Raw genomic sequence first — 19,774 nt, forward strand, 5'->3', positions numbered from 1 at the left:
ACTATGACAAGTGCGACTATCGAGGCCTCGCCGGACGTGCAGGCGGGTGCACCGCCGCAGCTGTCGCATCGGCAGATCCTCACCATTCTCTCCGGTCTGCTGCTGGGCATGTTCCTGGCCGCGCTCGACCAGAACATCGTGAGTGTGGCGATCGTCAAGATCGCCAACAGCCTGCACGGCTTCGATCAACAGGCCTGGGCCACAACGGCTTATCTGATCACGGCCACCATCAGCACCCCGCTGTACGGGAAGCTGGCCGATATCTACGGCCGCAAACAATTCTTCCTGACCGCGATCGCGCTGTTCGTCATCGGCTCGGCGGCCTGCACCTTCGCCACCTCGATGTATCAGCTGGCCGGATTCCGCGCCTTCCAGGGGCTGGGCGCGGGCGGGCTCATGTCGCTGGCCATGACGATCATCGGCGATATCGTCCCGCCGCGTGAAAGGTCCAGGTACCAGGGCTATTTCATGATGGTCTTCGGCATCGCCACCGTGCTCGGGCCGGTGCTGGGCGGCTGGTTCTCCGGCTTCGATCACCTCTGGGGCATCGAGGGCTGGCGCTGGGTGTTCCTGGTGAACGTGCCCGTCGGCGTGATCGCGCTGGTCGTGGTGGCCAAGGTGCTGAACCTGCCGCAGCAGCGCCGGCAATTGCGGGTGGACTGGGGCGGCGCTGTCGCACTGACTATTTGCGTGGTGCCGCTGCTCATCGTCGCCGAACAGGGCCGCGGCTGGGGCTGGGATTCGGGCCGGGCCATCCTCTGCTACGTCATCGGCGTGATCGGGCTGGTGCTGTTCATCGGCGTCGAGTACCTGATGAAGGACGCCGCGCTGATTCCGCTGCGGCTGTTCAAGAATTCGACCTTCACGGTCTGCATCGTGGGCGGATTCATCGTCGGCATCGCCATGTTCGGCGCGATCTCGATGGTGCCGCTGTATCTGCAAGTGGTGCGGGGGTTCTCACCCACCAAGGCGGGTCTGCTGATGCTGCCGCTGGTGGCGGGCATCATGATCGGATCGCTGATTTCCGGGCAGGTCACCAAGCGCACCGGGCGGTACAAGGTGCTGCCGGTGATCGGCACGTTCGTCATCGCCTGCGGTGGCGCGCTGTACGCGACCGTGCACTTCGACAGCTCGCTGTGGCAGCCGCTGCTGTACAGCGGCATCATCGGGCTCGGGCTGGGCGGCTGTATGCAGACGCTCATCATCGCGGTCCAGAATGCCGGTCCGCGTTCGGATATGGGCGTCTCGACCGCGTCGGCGACCTTCTTCCGGCAGGTCGGCGGCACCCTGGGGGTGGCGGTCTTCCTGACGATTCTGTTCAATCTGTTGCCGAACAAGATCATCGACGCCTTCGGCGGGCATCTCCCGGCCGGTTTCGACACCTCCAAACTCGACAGTGTGCAGTCCAATACCGCCGGGATCGCGGCACTTCCGGCGCAGGTGCGCGAACCCATCCTGATCGGTTTCACCAATGCCATGCACGGCGTGTTCTGGGTGGCGGCGGGTGTGGCGCTGCTGGCCTGCATCGTGCTGCTGTTCATGAAGGAGATCCCGTTGCAGGATGTCGCGCCCGCGCCGATCGAACCCGCCGCGCCGGATGTGGCGGCGCAGGCGCAATGGGCCGAGGATCAGGTGTGGGAGGGGGCCGCGCAGGCAATCTCGCAGCCGGAACCGGTACTGGCCGAAGGGCATACGGCCGAGGCCGATGGGCACGACCGCGAGTTGGTCACGGCCGCGGTCGGATCGGGTGCCGAGGCCAACGGGTATGACAAGGCGTACGTCAATGGGATCGGCGCGGCGGGGGAGGCCAACAGTCGTGGCGGGCAGCAGATCTCATCGTTCGCGGCGGTCTCGACCACGACCACGTTGCCGGTGGTGAGCGCGGCCGCGGCGTCGCGCACCATCGGCGGGCGGGTGCAGCGCGAGGACGGGCGGCCCGTCGCCGCCGCCGCGGTGACGCTGATCGACCAGAGCGGACACCAGGTTTCGCGTGCCACGGGTGACAGCGGAGGCCGCTACCGCATCGATCCGCCCGCGCGCGGCAGCTATGTGCTGATCGTCTCGGCGGCCGGACATCTGCCGACCGCGGTGAACGTCACCGTCGACAGTCAGCCGCAGCAGCGCGATCTCACTCTCCAGGGCGCGGGTGAGCTCTCCGGTACGGTGCGCGTCACCGGTCGTGGCGAACCGCTTGCGGGCGCGAGCATTACGCTCACCGACGTGCGCGGTGAGGTGGTCGGCGCGGCCGTCACCGGGGCCGACGGCGGCTATCTCTGCCACGGCGTGGTGGCCGGGTCGTACACGCTGGTCGCGGCCGCCGCGCAGATGCGGCCGACCGCCACGGCGGTGGTGGTGCCCGAAAGCGGGCTGCTGCGTTTCGATCTCGACCTCACCCCGATGGCGGTGCTCACCGGCAAGGTGTGGGCCGAGGGCCGGGCGGTGCCCGATGCCTCGATCACCGTGCTGGATCGGGACGGCAATGCGATCGGATCGGCGCGCACCGATGAGCACGGCCGCTACACCATCACAGATCTGGACGAGGGTGGTTACACCGTCATCGCCCGCGGCTATCCGCCGGTCACCTCGCAGGTGCGCCTCACCGGCGGCGAGATCGACCACGATATGCACCTCGGCTACGACGTGGCCGATTCCGAGTGGTCCGGCGACGGCGACGCGATCGGCGACCGCGCGGAGGCCGAGCGTTCCGGCGTCGAATGGCCCCGGGAGCGACCATGAGTGGGCTCACCGCCCGAATTCGCGGTTCGTCGGGGTGGCCGGTGCCGGGCGCGGTCCTCACCGTCACCGATCTGACCGGCCGTCAGCTGGCCCGCGCGACCACCGATTCGAGCGGGCTGGCGACCACCGAACCGCTGCCCCCGGGCACGCATACCGCGGTGGTCACCGCCCCCGGTCATCAGCCGGTCGCCCAGCTCGCCCGCATCTCCGCCGCGGGCGGCGGCCGCCTCGGTGAGATTCGGCTGCAACCCGAGGCGGGCGCGGTGGCCATGCCGCCGCCCGGTCCGTGGACGATCGATCCGGCGCACTCGACGGTCATGGTGACCGCCCGGCACCTCGGTATCGCGGGCATCCGAGCTCGTTTCGCCGAGGTGGGCGGCCGTCTGGAGATCGCCGGAACCTTCGAGCAGTCCACGGGTTACGCCGAAATCAAGGCCGCGACCGTCGACACCGGCGTCACCATGCGCGACAACCACCTGCGCTCGACGGACTTCCTCGACGCCGACCACTACCCCCTGATCACTTTCGCGGGCAACGGTTTCCGCCGCACCGGCGGCGACACCTGGGTCATGCCGGGCGAACTCGCCCTGCACGGTCGCGCCCGCCCCGTGGACCTGGCCGTCACCTATGGCGGCTTCGGCCCCGACCCCTGGGGCGGCACCCGCATGGCCTTCCACGCCGAAACTTTGCTGCACCGCGAAGACTTCGCCATCGACTACAACGCCATCGTCCGCGCGGGTATAGCCGCCGTCGGCGCCACCGTCCAGGTCGAACTCGATATCGAACTCGTCCAGGGCGAGGCCCTCCCCTCCCTGTGATCGGCCGCCACGGCCGGGGCGCTTGACGCCGGTCCGTGGTGGGCGCAGGGTGGGCGGATGGGCGTTCGGGATGGGCTGAAGTTCAGTAGTTTGGACAGTCCGCTGTTCGATGGGGCCGAGGCCACCAAAGGGGAGTTGATCGACTACCTGGAGGCGGTGGGGGAGCGGCTGGTGCCGGTGTTGCGGGAGCGGCCGCTGTCGGTCATGCGGGTGCGGCCGGGGCAGGAGCCGTTCATGCAGAAGAACCTGCCCAAGTACACCCCGGAGTGGGTGAGCCGGGTGAATATGTGGGCCGGTAGCGCGAAACGGGAAGTGTCGTACGCGGTCTGCGACGATGTGCGGACGCTGCTGTGGTTCGGGAATCAGCGGGCGGTCGAATACCATGTGACGCTGCTGCTCGCCGAGAACCTTGCCGATTACTCCGGTGGGCCAACGCATCTCGTGCTCGATATCGATCCCGCGCCGGAACAGCCGTTCACCCAGGTGGTGGGTGCCGCCGAACTGATTCGGCAGGCCCTGGCCGATGACGGACTCGCCGGTGCGGTGAAAACCAGTGGGGCCAAAGGGGTGCACATTTTCGTACCCGTGCGCGATGCCGACATCGAGGACGCCGCGGCCGCCACGCGTGCCATCGCGGCGCGCGCCGAACGGCTCGATCCGGCCCTGGCCACCACCGCCTTCATTCGAGAAGACCGGGGCGGCAAGGTATTTCTGGACTCCACCCGGGCGGGCGGGGCCACCGTCGTGGCCGCCTACAGCCCGCGCATTCGGCCCGGAACGACGGTGTCCTTCCCGATCGACTGGTCGGAGCTGCCGCAGATCCATCCGCGCGATTTCACCCTCCGCACCGCCATCAAGGAACTCGGCGACCGCGACCCGTGGGCCGAGCAGATGCCCGCACCGCAGACCCTCCCCGCCGATCTCATCGAGGAGGGTCACACCATCCCGGTTGCCCGCGTCCAGGCCATGCACGAGGGCAAACGCCGCGCCCGCGCCCGCCGGGACGGCTGAATCGCGCGGCGGATCAGTCGGCGGTCAGGCGGCGGCCGGAGAAGACCCCGCCCGCGTTATCGGCCAGAATGTCGATCGGTCGCTCACGGAGTTCATCGGCCAGTTCGCGCACCTCGTAGAGACGGCTGAAATCGGCGATATGGTGCTCGGCGTCGATGGCATCGGCGACCGCGCGGGTCTGCTCCGGCGACCTGCCGACCACCACCACGCGCGTGCCGAGCTCGGCGAACCGGCGTACGGCGGCCGCTCCGATACCCGAACTCGCCCCGGTGACGACCACCGTGCGGTCCCGCCGATCTGGCATATCGATGAACTCCTGACGCTCGGCGTTGCGGCGTCGAGGCAGAGTCGCAGTGCCGGAACGGGTTCCGCGAACGGCACCCGGTCGGTCGCTCCGATGCGCGGCGGGCCGATCCGCCCGGGCGCCGGGTCGGACTCGAAGCGAATTCTCAGCCGTGCCCTCGGCGGCGCACCGCTCGACTCGGGTACAGTTCGCGCACGCCGATCACTCGGGCGGCGGGTGTGAACAGGAGAAATTCGATGTCGGTGTCCCGTGCCGGACTATTGCTCGCCGAAGGTGTCGCGGTGGTGAGCGTTCTCTTCGCGGCGTCGGGCGGTGCGGCGAGCCGCACCGAGCTGGTGGCCGAGGGGCTCGAGAGCGGCTCGGCACTGTCACCCACGGGTATCTCGGCGGGCTCGGTCAACGGCGGACCCCATTCCTGTGTCACCTCCGGTTCGGCGATCAGCGCGAGTGGGGAATCCGGTCTCACCTGCAAGGGCGGCATCTTCAGCGGCAGCTGATCCGCCGCCTCAGTCGTCCGGGAGCCAGCTGCCGTGGAAGCCGTACGGAACACGCTGGGGCAGATGGATATTCGCGAGCGGCGGGGCGTTCAGGTCGGCGGCGTCGAGAATCACCAGATCACTGCGATCGGTCGCATGGTTGTACACATAGGTCATGAGATACCCGCTGCCCCCGATGTTCTCATCGGCGGGCGCGAATACGGCCTCGGCCGGGACCAGACCCTTCGCGAACTCGTGCGCGGTGCGATCACCGGTGTGCAGGTCATAGCGCACCAGCGCGCCGCCCTCCCCGCTCAGCCGGGATTGTCCCGAGACGGTCGCATGCCCGAAGCGCGCGTCCAGGCTGAGCAGTCGATCATCGACGCGCGGGAATTCGGCTGGGCGGTCGTCGATCTGCTCCTCGCGCAGCGTCCCGGTGGCCAGGTCCAGGGTCCAGCGCCACAGCATCGCCTCGGTGAAATCGTCCGAGCCCGCGCGCCAGAGCTCCGGATAACGCATGGCGTACAACACCACCCGGCCGGGCTCGTCGAAAGCGTTGAGGGTGTGGAAGACATAGCAGGGGTCGATGGCGAACCAGGTGATCGCGCCGAACGGATCATCGCGGCGCAGGACGCCCAGGCGGGCCTGATAGTCCTCACTCCAGCGGAACGGCATACCGCCACCGCTCATCGCGGTGCGCACATCGAAAACCACCGGTAGATCCATGAACACGACATGCTCGCCGGTCAGCGCGAAATCGTGGTGCATGGTCGCGGCGGGCACGTCGATCGGACGGCTCAGCAGCAGCTTCCCCTCGGCATCGGCGCGGTGATAGGTCAGGAACGGCGCGCCCACCACCTCGTAGCCGAAGAAGTGCAATTCGCCTGTGCGCGGGCAGGTTTTGGGATGCGCGGTCATGGCGGTGCGCAGTGCGCCGTCGAAATCGTAGGGGCCGACGGTATCGAGTTCGGGCGTCAATTCGTACGGGTACGACGACTCCACCAGCGCCAGCGTGCGCCCAGCATGCCGGATGACATGCGTATTGGCAACGCCCGCAGCGAGATTCCGCTCGCCGTGCGCGCCGTAGCCGCGCTCACCGTCGGTGAAGGTGCTGGTGCGCACCCATCGATTGCGGTAGGCGACCGCGCGGCCGTTCTCGAGCCGCACGCCGTGCACCATGCCGTCACCGAGGAACCAGTGCTTGGCGGAGGCCTCGTGCGGGTTGGGGCCGTTGCGCAGATACCAGCCGGTGAGTTCGGGTGGAATCCGTCCGGTGACCGAAAGCGCCTGTGCGGTCAGCTCTTCGGTGACGGGGGCGTAGTTGCCGGTCAGATGGGGCGGGATCGTATTCATGACGGATCAGCCAGTTTCTCTGCCTTGGCCTGAACGTAGGCCACGTAGCGGATGGTGAAGACCATCGGAATCACGAAGGCGACGATCTGTGCGATGGTGCGCGGCGCCGAGGTGTGCCAGCAGGGCCAGCGCCACACAGCCGATGGCGAAGCTCGCCGCCCATACCGAGGTTATGACGTAACTGGTGCGAATGAAACCCGGATGGTCCCAGAGTTCGCGCGGTGTGCTCTGCTTGGCGATCGGCAGGGTGAACGGATTGCGCAGAGCCGGTGAGACTCCCGCGATCACGGCCAGCACACCCGAGGACAGTGCCGGGGAGCAGGGGTGCAGCGCGGTGTCGGGATCGGCGGCTCGGCCTGGTCGCCGAGGAGCGACTATCTGAGCGCCATCGACGAGCTGTACGCGGGCGTGGCGCGGGAGCTGCGCGAACTCTCCGACAGCGTCGACTGGGACGACACCGACCTGTCGATAGACGGCCGCATCGCCATGGAATGGGGTGAGCGCTTCGCCGCCATGAATCAGGAGTGGGCGCGCTGGGCGCTCGAGCAGATCCCCGAGCGCCGGGCCTGAGCGGCGCGAAGACCTCGCGCGCATTGGTTTTCGCATTTCGTCAGCCGGCCGACTCGCGGGCGATCTGCTCCATCGCCTCGCGCTGGATGCGCTCGAACTGCGCGCCCATGGCCGTCGCGAGCGCATTCGCCGCGGACAACGGGCGCACCATCACCATCAGCTCGGTGATCTTGCCGTCCGCGTCGAAGGTCAGGAAATCGCAGCCGTTGACATGCTTTCCGTCGACCGTGGTCTCGAACAGCAGGGCGTGTTGGCCGCCGTCGGCGATCTCGCGGACGTAGCGGAAGTCCTCGAAGACCCGCATCACCCCGCGCAGGATGGCCGCGGTGATCGCCTTACCCGGATACGGCTTGAACGCGACCGGGCTGATGAAGACGACATCGTCGCTCAGCAGCGCCTCGATGGCATCGGCGTCGCGGGCCTCGACGGCTTTACGGAAGGAGTTCATCGGCACCTCTTATGCAACTCGTTGTATAGGTTCTTCGGACGGTACCCGAATCGCGCGGCGGTGGCGATGGCCGGTGGGTGTGGTGACCCGGTTGCGCATCCGGACCGAAACCCGGCCGGGCGCGTGTCAGTGCGGGACACGGGCCGGGGAGCCGCGTAGGTTCACCACGGTTGCCGAGTACTTGCTACACCGATCGGCTAGGAGAGCATGTGAGCACGGTCATCGACGATGCACCCTTCACCGGCTTTCACCGGCGGTTGGCGGTGGCCTGCTCGGGCGGGCCGCTGCTGGACGGTTACATCCTCAGTATCGTCGGGACCGCGCTCATCGGCATGACCGCGGAATTGGATTTGAGCACCGGGGACATCCAGCTGATCGGCGCCGCGGCGCTGATCGGAATGTTCATCGGCGGAGCGCTTTTCGGCGTCCTGACCGACAAGATCGGCCGCGAGGTCATGTACACCGCCGATCTGGTGGTGATGGCGGCCTGTTCGATCGCCTCGTTCTGGGCCGAAGCCGTCTGGCTCATCGTGATTCTGCGCGTCATTCTCGGCATGGCGGTCTCGGCCGACTATCCGATCGCCACCTCATTGCTGGGTGAGTGGCTACCGGTCAAACAGCGCGGCAAACTGCTCGGTTTCCAGATCGTGGCCTGGTACGCGGGCTCGGTGCTGGCCTACGTGGTCGGCTATCTGCTGCTGACCTGCTGCGGGAACGGCAGCTGGCGTTGGCAATTGGCGAGCGCGGCGGTGCTGTGCGCGTTCTTCCTGATCATTCGCCAGAGCACCGCGCCGGAATCGCCACGCTGGCTGGCCCAGCACGGTGAGCCGGACAAGGCCGCCGGAATGATCGACAAGTATTTGCAGGTGCGGGTGGATCCGGCGGACCTGATCGAGGCCGGTCATGCGGAGCCGTCGCACGGTTCCCTGCGCGAGCTGTTCCAGCCGCCCTACCGCAAGCGAATCCTGTTCTGCTGCGGCTTCTTTCTCTGTCAGGTGGCGGTGCTCTTCGCCATGCTGACCTTCGGCCCGCAGATCCTGGCCTCCTTCGGCATGCCCTCGGGCACCTGGATGGACACCCTCGGGACCGCCCTCATCAGCCTGGTCTTCCTCATCGGCTGCCTGCCCGCCATGCGCCTGATCGACACCCTCGGCCGCCGCCCGACCATCGTCTGGTGCTTCGGCCTGATGATCATCCCCGTCCTGTTCATCGGCGTCTGGCCCGCCATGCCCGCCCTGCTGGCCTTCCTCATGCTCTGCCTCTACGCCTTCTTCTGCGGCGGCCCGAACGTGCTGGACTGGACCTACCCGAACGAACTGTTCCCCACCCATATTCGAGCCACCGCGGTAGGTGTGGCGACCTCCGTCAGTCGAATAGGCGCAGCCCTGGGCACCTACCTGCTCCCCTGGTCCCTGGACCACCTCGGCATGGGCCCCACCTTCCTCTGTGCCGCTGCCCTGACCGCGGTCGGCTTCGGAATCTGCCTCTGGGGCGCCCCCGAGACCAAGGGCGTCTCACTCGAATCCGCTGCCTCGTAACGAGATTCAGCGGGTGGCGCGGGGTGCGCCTATGTCGGGGTCGATGCGGGCCGGAGGCGGTGGGGGCGATGGGGAAGTCGAAGATGGCGGTGGGGATGTAGACGGTGCCGCAGGAATCGGGGATGTCGACCACGCCGGCCCTCCTTCGGTATCAGGGACGGGGAAGCTTGCGGTGCAGTGGATTTCGAGTGACGGGCGCGCTCGACCGCCCGGCCGGAGCGCTCACCACGGCGGGCTCGCTCGCGGTGCGTTTCGTGGCGTCGATGAGCCGCGCGGCGGCCGATCCGGTACGCACGAACGCGCCGCCGCCAACCTGCCGCCATGACAACTGTCATGCCGCGGTCGTGATGGTTGGCAGATTCGCTCGCACCGCGATCTCCGTAGCGTTCTTCCCATAGCGCACAGCCGAAACAACAGGGGAGATAACGCCATGACCGCCATCGACACCACCCAGGCCGCACCGCGGGCCGCGGCGCGTCCCGGAATTCGACGCATGCTCGCTCCGATCGCCCGGGATATCGCGATTCCGATGGCCGTGTACTTCGGACTGCACTGGATGGGCTACTCCGATTTCACCGCCCTGCTGGGCGGCGCGGTGGCCTCCGCGGCGATCGTCCTGATCCCCGCCGTCCGGGCCCGCAGACTCGATCCCATCGCCGCCATCGTGCTCATCGGCTTCGTCATCGGCCTGGTCGGATCGTTGATCAGCGGCGATCCGCGCATCATGATCGTGCGGGATTCGGTCGGCACCGCGGGCCTCGGCCTGGCGTTCCTGATCAGCGCCGTCATCGGCAAACCACTGACCTACGCGGCCATGCGCAAGGCCCTGGCGGGCGCTCCCGAACGCCTCGCCGAGATCGAAACCTCCTATCGGACCGAGCCGTCCGTGCGGCGCACCCACCGGGGTATCGCAATGCTCTGGGGCGCGGGCCTTTCCGGTGAGGCCGCCCTGCGCATCGTGCTGGCCTACCAGCTGCCGATCAGCACCATGGCCTGGCTCTCCAGCGTCCTGATGGTCGGCACCATCGCGGTGCTCATGGTCATCACCGCCCGCACCGTCAAGCACCTGCGGCAGCGGCTCGCGGCGTCCGCCACCGCGTAATTCCGCACCGTCGGCAAGGCCCCGTCCCTGCGACCGGGGCTTTCGTTTCGCCCGGGTCGCCACGCTCGTTTCGGGTTACGCTCGCGAGAAGCGGTACGAAGGAGTGGACGCGACAATGCTGTCGACAGGACCGATCACCCAGATCGCATGGGTCGTCACGGATGTGGCGCGGAGCGAGCAGTTCCTGGGCGCGACGCTCGGCGCGCGGCGATGGACGCGCATGCCCGATATCCACTTCGGACCCGATACCTGTACCTACCGGGGCGAGCCCGCGGACTTCACCGCGCATGTCTCGCTGGCCTACAACGGCGATATGCAGTTGGAGCTGATCCAGCCGGTACGCGGCGACTCGATCTACACCGAATTCCTCGAGCGCGGCGGACCCGGCCTGCATCACCTCTGCCTGGAGCCCGCCGATTTCGACGGCGCCCTGAAAGACGCTGCGGCACAAGGCATCGACCTCGTCCAACAGGGCACCATGGGCGGGCAGATGCGCTTCGCCTACCTCGACGGCGCCGCCGCCGGGGTGCCGTATGTCGAACTCGCCGAGGTCGGGCCGGATATGCGGATGTTCTTCGAGCAGATCAAGAAGGGTGCGCTGTGAGCACGAAAGCGCCGGAAGTCGTTGCGGTGGAGTCGGTGACCGAATGGTCCGCCGAATTCGATGTGTTGGTCGCCGGATTCGGTATCGCGGGCGGCTGCGCGGCCGTCGAAGCGGCGTCGCGGGGAGCTCGGGTACTGATCCTGGAACGCGCCGCGGTGGCCGGTGGCACCACCGCGCTGGCGGGTGGGCACTTCTACCTCGGTGGCGGTACCGCGGTCCAAAAGGCCACGGGCCACGCCGATTCCGCCGAGGAGATGTACAAGTACCTGCTCTCGGTGGCGCGCGATCCGGAACCCGACAAGATCCGCGCCTACTGCGACGGCAGCATCGAGCATTTCGACTGGCTGGAGGGGCTCGGCTTCCAATTCGAGCGCAGCTACTACCCGGAGAAGGCGGTCATCCAGCCCGGCACCGAAGGGTTGATGTACACCGGCAATGAGAAGGTGTGGCCGTACCGCGATCAGGCTGTCCCCGCACCGCGCGGGCACAAGGTTCCGGTGCCGGGCGATACCCAGGGCGCGGCGCTGGTGATCGAACTGCTGGTCAAACGCGCCGCGGCGCTGGGTGTCGAGGTCTGGTACGAAACCGGGATCACCGATCTGGTCGCCGACGCCGACGGCGGCATCACCGGCGTGCGCTGGCGGCGGCCCGGTGAAACCGGTGCGGTGCGGGCGAATTCGGTCGTCCTGGCCACCGGTGGTTTCGTCATGAACGCCGATATGGTCGCCGAGCATGTGCCGTGGCTGGCAGAGAAGCCGTTCGTGCTGGGCACCACCTATGACGACGGCACCGGTCTGCGCCTGGGCGCGGCGGCGGGCGGCGCGACCCGGAATATGAACCAGGCCTTCGTCACAGCACCCGTCTACCCGCCGTCCATCCTGCTGACCGGAATCATCGTGAACCAGCGGGGCGAGCGCTTCGTGGCCGAGGACTCCTATCACGCCCGCACCTCTGCCTTCGTCCTCGAACAGCCCGGCGCGGCAGCATATTTGATCGTCGACTCCGAACATATGGAGCGGCCGATGTTCCCGCTCGCCCCCTTCATCGACGGCTGGGAGACCGTGCCGGAAATGGCCGAGGCGCTCGGAATTCCCTATGCGGCACTGCAAGCCACCCTCGACCGATACAACGAGAATGCCGCCCGCGGCGAGGATCCGGACTTCCACAAGTACCCGGACTGGCTGGCCCCGCAGACCGCCGGTCCCTGGGCGGCCTTCGACCTGACCCTGGGCAAGGCGCTGTACGCGGGTTTCACCCTCGGCGGCCTGCGCACCTCCGCGGATGGGGAAGTGCTGCGCGACAACGGCTCTCCGATTCCGGGCCTGTACGCGGCGGGCGCCACGGCATCGACCCTCGCCCAGGACGGCAAGGGTTATGCCAGCGGCGCCCAGCTCGGCGCGGGGTCCTTCTTCGGCCGCCGCGCCGGAGCTCACGCCGCCAATCGCTCCAGCTGACGCAGTATCTCGGAGGCGGCGAGGGCATCCAGCTCGCCGAAATCGCCGCCTTCACAGCTCACCGATACGATCACCTGCTCATCGGCCTCATAGCTGTACCCGCCGTGGATTCCGGGGCTCACGGTCACGATGACCTGATGTCTCGCGCTCACCCGGCGATACAGCGCGTCATAGCCCAGCTCCCAGCCGCGCTGCCGCAGCCCGTAGAGCTTGCCCGTGGGCAGCTTGCGATCCTCGAAGCGCGGCAACACATTCGACGCCGCCTCCGCGGGGGTGAAACCGTACACTCGGCGCTCCAACTGCTCGAACGGTTGCGGCAGTTCGTCATCGGCGAACACCTCCCGCCAGCGCTCCAACTCCGTACCCAGGTGCAGCGGATGGGCGATCCCGACCAGGGCGTCGTCCGGTAGCTCGAGCCGCTCATCCTCGACATCGGCCAGGGTGCCGTCCTGATCGACCCGGAACGATCCGGTGACCGTGCCATCGGCGGCGAAGGTCGCCCAGACCAGCCGCCGTGCCAAGCGCCCCAGCACCGGATGCTCGATGATCATGGCGCGATGCGCCGGAGCCCGCCAGCGTCGGCCGTCCACCATGGCGGCCTCGAACCGGCGCAGCTGATCGGTGGTGACGGTCTCGCGCTCCTTCGCGAAATCGCGATAGGACCGATAGGCGACCGGCGCGAGCTCGGGATCATCGGCCGCGGCGGGTTCGGGCATACCGCGCACCGGCTTGCCGCCGACCGAAGTACTCGGCCGCTGTTCATGATCCGCCGGGACCTGCCAGGCGTCCTCGCTCGTCATACCCGGCGATCATGCCGGATGGCACCGACAGGATTCGACCTCACCGCCGAGGTCCGTTCCGACGACTTGGTTCCGTCCGCGAAAGTGTCGCCCGGGCAGGGTAATCTGCACGTCGACGCTTCGCCCCGGGCGGAGACATGATCATGAAACGGGGGTGTTCATGGCTCGTGTGGGAACCGGATTCGGCTGGCGCGCCGCAATAGTCGCGGTGGTCGCCACGGTCGTCACCGGGTGTGGTGGATCGGGCTCATCGGGTGATCAGTTCCAGTGGCTGGAGGAGCTGGACGGTCCCCGCACGCAGTCCTGGGTCGATACGGAGAACGCCAAGACGCTCGGTGTCCTGGAGCAGGATCCGCGCTACGCGGAGAACCTGACGCAGGCCACCACACTGGCCAACGCACCGGACAGATTGCCCGTGCCCGAGTTCCGCGACGGAGTGATCGGCAATTTCTGGCAGGACGGCGAGCATAAGCGCGGTATCTGGCGCGAGACCACCGTCGCCGATTACGAAGCGCCGCAACCACGGTGGAAGACGGTGCTGGACCTGGACGCACTGGCCGCCGCCGAGGGCCGGAACTGGGTGTGGGAGGGCATGAACTGCGCCCCCGGCCGCGGCACGCGTTGTCTGGTGAATCTCTCCGAGGGTGGTGAGGACGCGGTCACCGTCCGCGAATTCGACCGCGGCACCGGGCAATTCGTGCCGGGCGGGTTCACCTCGGAACGCGGTAAACAGTATGTCGCCTGGGCGGACGACGACACGCTGCTGGTCTCGCGGGAGTGGCAGCCGGGGGAGAAGACCGCCTCCGGATATCCGTACATCGTCAAGAGCTGGCATCGCGGCGAATCCCTGGACCGGGCCACCGAAGTGCTGCGCGGAGATCCGGCCGACGGGTTGGGCACCGCGCCGATCGTGCTGGACGGCGGCGATGGTCATCGGGTGCGCATGGTGGTGCGCCGCCCCTCGTTCTTCGAGGCCCAGTTCGATCTGATCGTGAACGGAGAGCCGGTGCGGTTGACCCTCCCGCCGAAATCCGAGCTGGAGGGCATGATCGGCAATCGGGTGCTGGTCGCGCTGCGCGACGACTGGACGGTCGGCGGGGCCACCTTCCAATCCGGTTCGCTCATCTCCCTCGACGCCGATGAGCTGGCGCGGCATCCGGCTGCGCCCCGCGCCACCGTGGTGTATGCCCCCGGCCCGCAGGAGGCGTTCCAATCGGTCATGACCACGCGCGGTCATGCCGTGGTGACCTCGCTCTACGACGTGAAGGGGCGCGCCACCGTCTACACCCCGCAGCCCGACGGCGCGTGGACCGCCACGCCGGTGCCGTTGCCGGACAATGCGACCGTCTACGCGGTGGACGCGGATTCGCGCGGTGAGACCGCGTACCTCTCGGTCACCTCACTGCTCACGCCCGCCACACTGTGGAGCGTGAACGCCGCGGACGGGCGGCTGGTCCCGGTGAAATCCGCACCGGCGCGGTTCGATTCGTCGCGCTTCGTGGTGGAGCAGTTGAAGACCGACTCGGCGGACGGCACCAGGGTCCCGTACTTCATCGTGCACGCGGCCGCTATGAAGTACGACGGCAGCACCCCGACCATCCTGTACGCGTACGGCGGCTTCGGCAGCTCCTCCACGCCCGCGTACAACGGGCTGCTGGGCAAATCCTGGCTGGAGAAGGGCGGGGCGTATGTCATCGCCAATATTCGCGGTGGCGGCGAGTACGGTCCGGCCTGGCACGAGGCCGCGCTGAAGACCAAGCGGCAGCGGGCTTTCGACGATTTCACCGCGGTGGCCGACGATCTCATCGCACGCGATATCACCACGCCGCGGCATCTGGGCATCCAGGGCGGCTCCAATGGCGGTCTGCTGATGGGCGTGGAGTTCACCCAGCATCCGGAGCTGTGGAACGCGGTGGACATCCAGGTGCCGCTGCTGGATATGGAGCGGTACGAGCAGATCGCGGCGGGCGCGTCCTGGGTGGGCGAGTACGGTTCCATGTCGGTGCCGCAGGAGCGCGCCTTCCTCGAATCCGTCTCGCCCTACGCTCATCTGAAGTCGGGTGTGAAGTATCCGGAGCCGTTCGTGTGGACGACCAGCAAGGACGATCGGGTAGGCCCCCAGCACGCACGCAAATTCGCCGCTCGACTAGCGGATCTGGGTGACCCGTACTTCTTCTACGAGGCCACCCAGGGCGGGCACGGCGCAGGGGCCAATAATGACGAGAAGGCCCACACCAGCGCGCTCGAGTACACCTACTTCATGCGCCAGCTCATGTGAGGGGGTTCCGGCTCAGTCGTGGATGATGAGCGAAACCGCCACGGGGACAAGCATATCCACCAGGTCGCTGACCGGCGGGCGCGGATTCGACAGCAGCCATTCGTGCGCGAGGCCGTTGATCGCGCCGATCAGGGCACTGCCCGCCATCTCCGGATTGCCGCGAATGCGCGCACCCGGTCCGGCGAGCGGCTCGAGCGCCTGGCGGATCACGCCTATCCAGGCGTGCCTGCGCGCGCGACGGTGCTCCTCCATGGCCTGGCTGACCCCGACCACCTCCACGAAGGCGACCTTGGCCCGATTCGGGTCCGAACCCACCGAGCTCAGGAAGGCGGACAGCACCAGCGTGACGGTATCGATCGGATCCGGATCCGGGCCGAGTCCGGCGAGCGCGTTCGCCAGCGCCGCGGCGGCCTTGTCCTGGATCTGGTCGTAGGCCGCGACCAGGACGTCCTCGCGGGTGGCGAACTCCTCGTAGAACTGTCGCTTGGAGAGTCCGGCGGCGGCGCAGACGTCGGCGAGGGAACAGTTGGCGTAGCCGCGCTCGCCGAAGATCTGGATGGCGGCATCCAGAAACCGCTGTCGGCGTTCGGCTTTGCGCTCGGTGACGGCCCGCCCGCCGTACTGTCTGCCCGCGATGGTCACTGTCTGCCCTCGGTTCTCACAGCCTGCCCTCGGTTGTCACTGCCTGCCTTCGGTTGTCGCCGTGTGCGATGGTTCCGGACGCGATTGACTCGTATGCGATGGTCCGCACCAAAGGTAGTGGTGCGGTGCCCGGTTTTCAGTGACGGGGACGCAAACCGTCCAACATGTGGGTCACGGTCTCTTCAAACAGGCTGTCCGCATCATCGGCGGCGATGAAGCCCGACCCGACGAAGGTGGCCAGCCCCTGCAATGCCGCCATGGCCGAAAGGCAGAACCGGCGCGCATCGCCCGGGATCACCTCGCCCTGCTGCTGTGCCTCACCGATCATGGCCACCGGCATGGCCAGCGCCTGCGCCACCGCCGCCTGCATGGCCGGGGTCTGCTGTTGTTTGCGCGCGAACATGACCGCGAGCAGCGCCGGATTGTCGATGGCGAAGCGCAGATAGGCCCGCGCCACCGCGGTGGTCCGCTCCAGCAATGTGCCGGTGGCCGCGGCCTTTTCGAAGGATGCGCCCAACCGCTCGAAGCCCGACACCGCGAGCGCGTCCAGCAGCGCCTGCTTATCCCGGAAGTGCCGGCTCGGCGCGGCGTGACTGACCCCGGTGTCGCGGGCGAGCTGCCGCAGTGACAGGCCGTCGACCCCGGCGCGGCGCAGCAGGGTTTCGGCGCGCCGCAGGAGTTCGGCGCGGAGGTCGCCGTGATGGTAGGAGCGCGGGCTGGTGATGGACATGGTGAGTAGCAGGATATCGGACACACTCGCCGATGTTGGCATTGACTACTTTGTTGTCAGTGCCTACATTTGCGAATGCTATGACGAAAAACAGTGTGCCGCTCCGCGGCTGGATTGCGCCGGTCTTCGTAATCACCCTGCTTGCCGCGCTGTTGGGCACCATGTACCTGGGGTACACGTCGGATCCGGAGAAGAATCTGCACGATTTCCCCATCGCCCTGGTCAATCAGGACGATGGCGACATCCTGGACGGGAAGCCGCTCAATATCGGCGACCAGATCACCGACGCCCTGAACGAACAGATCCCGGCCGACAAGATCGACCTGCGGGTGGTCGGCATCAGCGAGGCGCACCGCGATCTCGCCGACGGCAAGGTCTACGGCGAGATCGTCATACCCAGCGACTTCACCAAACGACTCAGCATTCTGGCCGCCGCCTCGGTGGTGCCCGGCGATGTGGAGCGGCCGGTGATCACCGTGCACACCAATCCGCGCGCCAGCACCTACGCCGCCTCGATCGTGCAGCGCATCTCCGATCGGGCCATGGCACAGGTCAATTCGACGGTCGGCGCCCAGCTCACCGATCAGGTCAAGGCCAAGCTCGCACCCGCGCCGGGCGTGGCCCCGACCGAACTCAGCGGCGCCGCCCGCCTGCAATTGGCCAAGCCCATCGATGTGATGGTGAGCCCGTTCCGGCCGCTGCCCGATGGCACCGGACAGGGGCTCTCGGCGTTCTTCTACACGCTCATCCTGCTGTTCGTCGGCTTCAGCGGGGCCATGATCATTCACGCCATGGTCGACAATGTGCTCGGCTATGTGCCCGCCGAGTACGGACCCTGGTACCGGCATATCGCCCCGGTGGCCATCTCACGCTGGCGCACGCTGCTGGTGAAATGGGCCATGGCGGCGGTGACCGCGCCCATCGCCTCGGGGGTGTTCCTCGGTATCGCCACGCTGCTGGATATGCCGATCGAGCACGCGCTGCCGCTGTTCCTCTACGGCACGCTGGCCGTCACCGCCGTTGCGGTGACCGGACTTTCGGTGCTCGCCGCCTTCGGCACCGCCGGTCTGCTCATCAATATGATCGTCTTCGTGGTGCTGGGCCTGCCGTCCTCGTCGGGCAGCATCCCCATCGAGGCGACGCCGCGCTATATCGCCTTCCTGGCGAATTTCGAACCCATGCACCAGATCTACCTGGCGGTGCGGTCGCTGCTGTTCTTCGACGGACACCTCGCGGCCGGGCTCGCCACCGGACTCTGGATGACGCTCTTCGGACTCGCCGTCGGCATCGCGCTCGGGGCCGTCGCCACGCACACCTATGACCTGCGGGGTCTGTACCGACTCGGGGTGCCGCACCGGCCCGCGGACGTGGCGGCGGTGGAGTAGGCCGCGCGGATCCGGGTCGCCGGAACGGGCGATCAGTGCGCGGCGGTGGCGGTGAATCCGCGCGGCACCAGCACGACCGTGAGCAGCGCGACCGCGGCGACCAGTCCGGCGGAGATCCACGAGGTGGTCGTAAGCGCGGAATCATAAGCGTGCTGGGCGATTTCGAGAATTCGCGCACCCTGGGCCCCGCCCACCTGATCCGCCACGTACGCCGCCCCGCCGACCGATCCGCGCGCGGTATCGAGCTGCTCACCGTGCAATGGCAGCTCCGTCATATGCGAAACGAACAGTCGCCCATGGATACTGCCCAGCAGCGCCACCCCGAGCCCGATGCCGAGTTCGTAATTGGTCTCCTCCACCGCACCCGCCATTCCGGCCCGCTCGGGCGGCACCGCGGAGACCAGCACCGCCGCCGCGGTGGTGATGGCGACGCCGTCGCCGATGCCCAGGCATACCAGCACCAGCGCCACCAGCGGATAGGTGGTGCTCGGAATCGCCGCCAGCACGAAGAAACCCACCGCCAGCGTGGCCAGCGCCGACCCCATCAGCAATCGCACCCCGACATGCCGCATGAGCCACGGCGTGCAGAGCGAACCGAGCAGGGTGGCAATGGCCGCCGGTACCGTGCGCAATCCGGCCTCCGAGGGCGTATAGCCGTGAATGTACTGCAGCCACAACGAGATCAGGAACAGCGCGGCGCCGATGGCCAGCATGGCCACCAGCGTCGCCAGTGCTGCCGCGGTGAACGCGCGATCGCGGAACAGCCGCACATCCAGCAGCGGATCGGGCGACCGCAACTGCCGGTACGCGAAGAATCCGAGCAGCAGCACCGCCGCCGCGAGGATCACCAGATCGATCACGGCCGGATTCCCCTTGGCCACATGCTTGATACCCCACGCCAGCGCCACGATGCCCAGCACCGACAGCACCGCGCTGAACCAGTCCAGCCTGCCGACCTGCGGCGCGCGGAACTCGGGCAGTAACCACACCCCGGCGGTCACCGTCACCACGACCACCGGCACATTCAGCCAGAACGCGGCGGACCAGCCGAACGCCTCCACCAGATGCCCGCCGACCAGCGGCCCGATCGCCGCACCGGCGCCCGCCACCGAGGCCCAGATGCCGATGGCCTGGGTGCGCTGCTGATCATCGGTGAAGATATTGCGGATCAGCGAGAGCGTGGAGGGCATGACCATGGCCCCGCCGACGCCCAGCAGCGCCCGCCCGGCAATCAGCTGCGCGGGCGAATGCGCGGTCGCCGCGACCACCGAGGCCAGTCCGAAGAGTACGAATCCCGCGAGGAACAACCGCTTGCGGCCGTACCGATCCCCGATCGCACCGCAGGTGATGAGCAGGCCGCCGAGCACCAGACCGTAGAGGTCGACGATCCACAGCTGCTCCATCGGGCTGGGATCCATATGGTCGATCAGCGAGGGCAGCGCCACATTCAGAATCGTGGCGTCCATGGCGACCAGCAGCAGGCTGCAACACAGCACCGCGAGCATGGCCCAGCGGCCGCGCATTC

The 19,774-nt window shown here is 67.6% G+C and carries 20 protein-coding genes and 1 pseudogene; 12 read left to right on the forward strand and 9 right to left on the reverse strand.

Annotated elements, in window-relative coordinates; translation table 11 throughout:
- Window positions 1-3 precede the first annotated feature (3 nt).
- The 3 genes from NA10_RS10055 to NA10_RS10065 are packed head-to-tail and all read left to right on the forward strand — an operon-like array spanning window position 4 to window position 4,565.
- The gene (locus NA10_RS10055) at window positions 4-2,736 is read left to right on the forward strand and encodes an MFS transporter (RefSeq protein WP_067566454.1); all 2,733 of its coding nucleotides are present in this window, start codon (window positions 4-6) and stop codon (window positions 2,734-2,736) included.
- A complete protein-coding gene (locus tag NA10_RS10060; RefSeq protein ID WP_067566580.1) occupies window positions 2,733-3,554 on the forward strand; it encodes a YceI family protein in 822 nt (273 codons plus the stop codon). The genes NA10_RS10055 and NA10_RS10060 overlap by 4 nt, the downstream gene beginning before the upstream one ends.
- 57 nt (window positions 3,555-3,611) lie before the next feature.
- On the forward strand, window positions 3,612-4,565 hold the full coding sequence (locus tag NA10_RS10065; RefSeq protein WP_067566456.1) for a DNA polymerase domain-containing protein: 954 nt from the start codon (window positions 3,612-3,614) through the stop codon (window positions 4,563-4,565).
- A gap of 13 nt (window positions 4,566-4,578) precedes the next feature.
- Here the strand turns inward: NA10_RS10065 and NA10_RS10070 are convergent, their stop codons facing one another.
- Complete coding sequence (locus tag NA10_RS10070) at window positions 4,579-4,869, reverse strand: SDR family NAD(P)-dependent oxidoreductase (RefSeq protein ID WP_067566459.1); 291 nt, start codon at window positions 4,867-4,869, stop codon at window positions 4,579-4,581.
- A gap of 236 nt (window positions 4,870-5,105) precedes the next feature.
- Here NA10_RS10070 and NA10_RS10075 point away from each other — a divergent pair, with 236 nt between their 5' ends.
- Window positions 5,106-5,366, forward strand: coding sequence for a hypothetical protein (locus tag NA10_RS10075; RefSeq protein ID WP_157556335.1), 261 nt, complete (start codon window positions 5,106-5,108; stop codon window positions 5,364-5,366).
- 9 nt (window positions 5,367-5,375) lie between these two features.
- Here NA10_RS10075 and NA10_RS10080 read toward each other — a convergent pair whose 3' ends face one another.
- Window positions 5,376-6,698, reverse strand: a complete 1,323-nt coding sequence (locus NA10_RS10080; RefSeq protein ID WP_067566466.1) for a carotenoid oxygenase family protein — start codon at window positions 6,696-6,698, stop codon at window positions 5,376-5,378.
- A gap of 6 nt (window positions 6,699-6,704) precedes the next feature.
- Entirely contained in the window at window positions 6,705-6,995 is a 291-nt protein-coding gene (locus NA10_RS36615) for a hypothetical protein (RefSeq protein ID WP_157556337.1), read from the reverse strand.
- Window positions 6,996-7,022: 27 nt separating this feature from the next.
- Between NA10_RS36615 and NA10_RS10085 the strand changes: the two genes are divergently transcribed.
- Window positions 7,023-7,268 (forward strand): hypothetical protein, encoded by a 246-nt coding sequence (locus tag NA10_RS10085; RefSeq protein WP_067566468.1) that lies wholly within the window; start codon window positions 7,023-7,025, stop codon window positions 7,266-7,268.
- A gap of 40 nt (window positions 7,269-7,308) precedes the next feature.
- Here NA10_RS10085 and NA10_RS10090 read toward each other — a convergent pair whose 3' ends face one another.
- A complete protein-coding gene (locus NA10_RS10090; protein WP_067566469.1) occupies window positions 7,309-7,716 on the reverse strand; it encodes a nuclear transport factor 2 family protein in 408 nt (135 codons plus the stop codon).
- 209 nt (window positions 7,717-7,925) lie between these two features.
- Here NA10_RS10090 and NA10_RS10095 point away from each other — a divergent pair, with 209 nt between their 5' ends.
- Window positions 7,926-9,254, forward strand: a complete 1,329-nt coding sequence (locus NA10_RS10095) for an MFS transporter (RefSeq protein WP_067566471.1) — start codon at window positions 7,926-7,928, stop codon at window positions 9,252-9,254.
- A 6-nt stretch (window positions 9,255-9,260) separates the two neighbouring features.
- Here the strand turns inward: NA10_RS10095 and NA10_RS36620 are convergent.
- Window positions 9,261-9,399: pseudogene (locus NA10_RS36620) on the reverse strand (acetamidase/formamidase family protein); the annotation flags it as partial.
- 43 nt (window positions 9,400-9,442) lie between these two features.
- On the opposite strand from NA10_RS36620, the gene NA10_RS39470 reads away from it, so the two are divergent.
- From NA10_RS39470 to NA10_RS10115, 4 genes are all read left to right on the forward strand, one after another.
- Window positions 9,443-9,652 (forward strand): hypothetical protein, encoded by a 210-nt coding sequence (locus NA10_RS39470; protein WP_067566473.1) that lies wholly within the window; start codon window positions 9,443-9,445, stop codon window positions 9,650-9,652.
- Between the two features lie 32 nt (window positions 9,653-9,684).
- Window positions 9,685-10,356: a VC0807 family protein gene (locus tag NA10_RS10105; RefSeq protein WP_067566475.1), complete on the forward strand. Its 672-nt coding sequence runs from the start codon at window positions 9,685-9,687 to the stop codon at window positions 10,354-10,356.
- Between the two features lie 115 nt (window positions 10,357-10,471).
- Window positions 10,472-10,960: a VOC family protein gene (locus tag NA10_RS10110; RefSeq protein ID WP_067566477.1), complete on the forward strand. Its 489-nt coding sequence runs from the start codon at window positions 10,472-10,474 to the stop codon at window positions 10,958-10,960.
- Window positions 10,957-12,414 carry an FAD-binding protein gene (locus tag NA10_RS10115; protein WP_067566479.1) on the forward strand — a complete coding sequence of 486 codons (1,458 nt, stop codon included), beginning with the start codon at window positions 10,957-10,959 and terminating at the stop codon, window positions 12,412-12,414. Before NA10_RS10110 ends, NA10_RS10115 begins: the two co-directional genes overlap by 4 nt.
- On the opposite strand, the gene NA10_RS10120 is transcribed toward NA10_RS10115, so the two are convergent.
- Window positions 12,390-13,214 (reverse strand): DUF4132 domain-containing protein, encoded by an 825-nt coding sequence (locus NA10_RS10120; protein WP_067566481.1) that lies wholly within the window; start codon window positions 13,212-13,214, stop codon window positions 12,390-12,392. The genes NA10_RS10115 and NA10_RS10120 overlap by 25 nt on opposite strands.
- 160 nt (window positions 13,215-13,374) lie before the next feature.
- Between NA10_RS10120 and NA10_RS10125 the strand changes: the two genes are divergently transcribed.
- A complete protein-coding gene (locus NA10_RS10125; RefSeq protein ID WP_067566583.1) occupies window positions 13,375-15,492 on the forward strand; it encodes a prolyl oligopeptidase family serine peptidase in 2,118 nt (705 codons plus the stop codon).
- Between the two features lie 12 nt (window positions 15,493-15,504).
- Here NA10_RS10125 and NA10_RS10130 read toward each other — a convergent pair whose 3' ends face one another.
- Window positions 15,505-16,134, reverse strand: coding sequence for a TetR/AcrR family transcriptional regulator (locus NA10_RS10130; protein WP_067566483.1), 630 nt, complete (start codon window positions 16,132-16,134; stop codon window positions 15,505-15,507).
- 136 nt (window positions 16,135-16,270) lie between these two features.
- On the reverse strand, window positions 16,271-16,888 hold the full coding sequence (locus tag NA10_RS10135) for a TetR/AcrR family transcriptional regulator (protein ID WP_245677123.1): 618 nt from the start codon (window positions 16,886-16,888) through the stop codon (window positions 16,271-16,273).
- A 56-nt stretch (window positions 16,889-16,944) separates the two neighbouring features.
- Here NA10_RS10135 and NA10_RS10140 point away from each other — a divergent pair, with 56 nt between their 5' ends.
- The gene (locus NA10_RS10140; protein ID WP_067566485.1) at window positions 16,945-18,249 is read left to right on the forward strand and encodes a YhgE/Pip domain-containing protein; all 1,305 of its coding nucleotides are present in this window, start codon (window positions 16,945-16,947) and stop codon (window positions 18,247-18,249) included.
- A 32-nt stretch (window positions 18,250-18,281) separates the two neighbouring features.
- On the opposite strand, the gene NA10_RS10145 is transcribed toward NA10_RS10140, so the two are convergent.
- Complete coding sequence (locus NA10_RS10145) at window positions 18,282-19,772, reverse strand: MFS transporter (RefSeq protein ID WP_067566488.1); 1,491 nt, start codon at window positions 19,770-19,772, stop codon at window positions 18,282-18,284.
- Window positions 19,773-19,774 lie beyond the last annotated feature (2 nt).

It is taken from the genome of Nocardia acidivorans NBRC 108247, assembly GCF_001625085.1.
GTDB classification, from domain to species: domain Bacteria; phylum Actinomycetota; class Actinomycetes; order Mycobacteriales; family Mycobacteriaceae; genus Nocardia; species Nocardia acidivorans.

What these genes read in the sequence shown, in the direction of transcription:
- NA10_RS10140 (WP_067566485.1), top strand. Translation starts at nt 16,945, where the DNA reads ATGACGAAAAACAGTGTGCCGCTCCGCGGCTGGATTGCGCCGGTCTTC.
- NA10_RS10125 (WP_067566583.1), top strand. Translation starts at nt 13,375, where the DNA reads ATGGCTCGTGTGGGAACCGGATTCGGCTGGCGCGCCGCAATAGTCGCG.
- NA10_RS10110 (WP_067566477.1), top strand. Translation starts at nt 10,472, where the DNA reads ATGCTGTCGACAGGACCGATCACCCAGATCGCATGGGTCGTCACGGAT.
- NA10_RS10090 (WP_067566469.1), bottom strand. Translation starts at nt 7,716, where the DNA reads ATGAACTCCTTCCGTAAAGCCGTCGAGGCCCGCGACGCCGATGCCATC.
- NA10_RS10070 (WP_067566459.1), bottom strand. Translation starts at nt 4,869, where the DNA reads ATGCCAGATCGGCGGGACCGCACGGTGGTCGTCACCGGGGCGAGTTCG.
- NA10_RS10120 (WP_067566481.1), bottom strand. Translation starts at nt 13,214, where the DNA reads ATGACGAGCGAGGACGCCTGGCAGGTCCCGGCGGATCATGAACAGCGG.
- NA10_RS10055 (WP_067566454.1), top strand. Translation starts at nt 4, where the DNA reads ATGACAAGTGCGACTATCGAGGCCTCGCCGGACGTGCAGGCGGGTGCA.
- NA10_RS10080 (WP_067566466.1), bottom strand. Translation starts at nt 6,698, where the DNA reads ATGAATACGATCCCGCCCCATCTGACCGGCAACTACGCCCCCGTCACC.
- NA10_RS10060 (WP_067566580.1), top strand. Translation starts at nt 2,733, where the DNA reads ATGAGTGGGCTCACCGCCCGAATTCGCGGTTCGTCGGGGTGGCCGGTG.
- NA10_RS10065 (WP_067566456.1), top strand. Translation starts at nt 3,612, where the DNA reads ATGGGCGTTCGGGATGGGCTGAAGTTCAGTAGTTTGGACAGTCCGCTG.
- NA10_RS10075 (WP_157556335.1), top strand. Translation starts at nt 5,106, where the DNA reads ATGTCGGTGTCCCGTGCCGGACTATTGCTCGCCGAAGGTGTCGCGGTG.
- NA10_RS10105 (WP_067566475.1), top strand. Translation starts at nt 9,685, where the DNA reads ATGACCGCCATCGACACCACCCAGGCCGCACCGCGGGCCGCGGCGCGT.
- NA10_RS10145 (WP_067566488.1), bottom strand. Translation starts at nt 19,772, where the DNA reads ATGCGCGGCCGCTGGGCCATGCTCGCGGTGCTGTGTTGCAGCCTGCTG.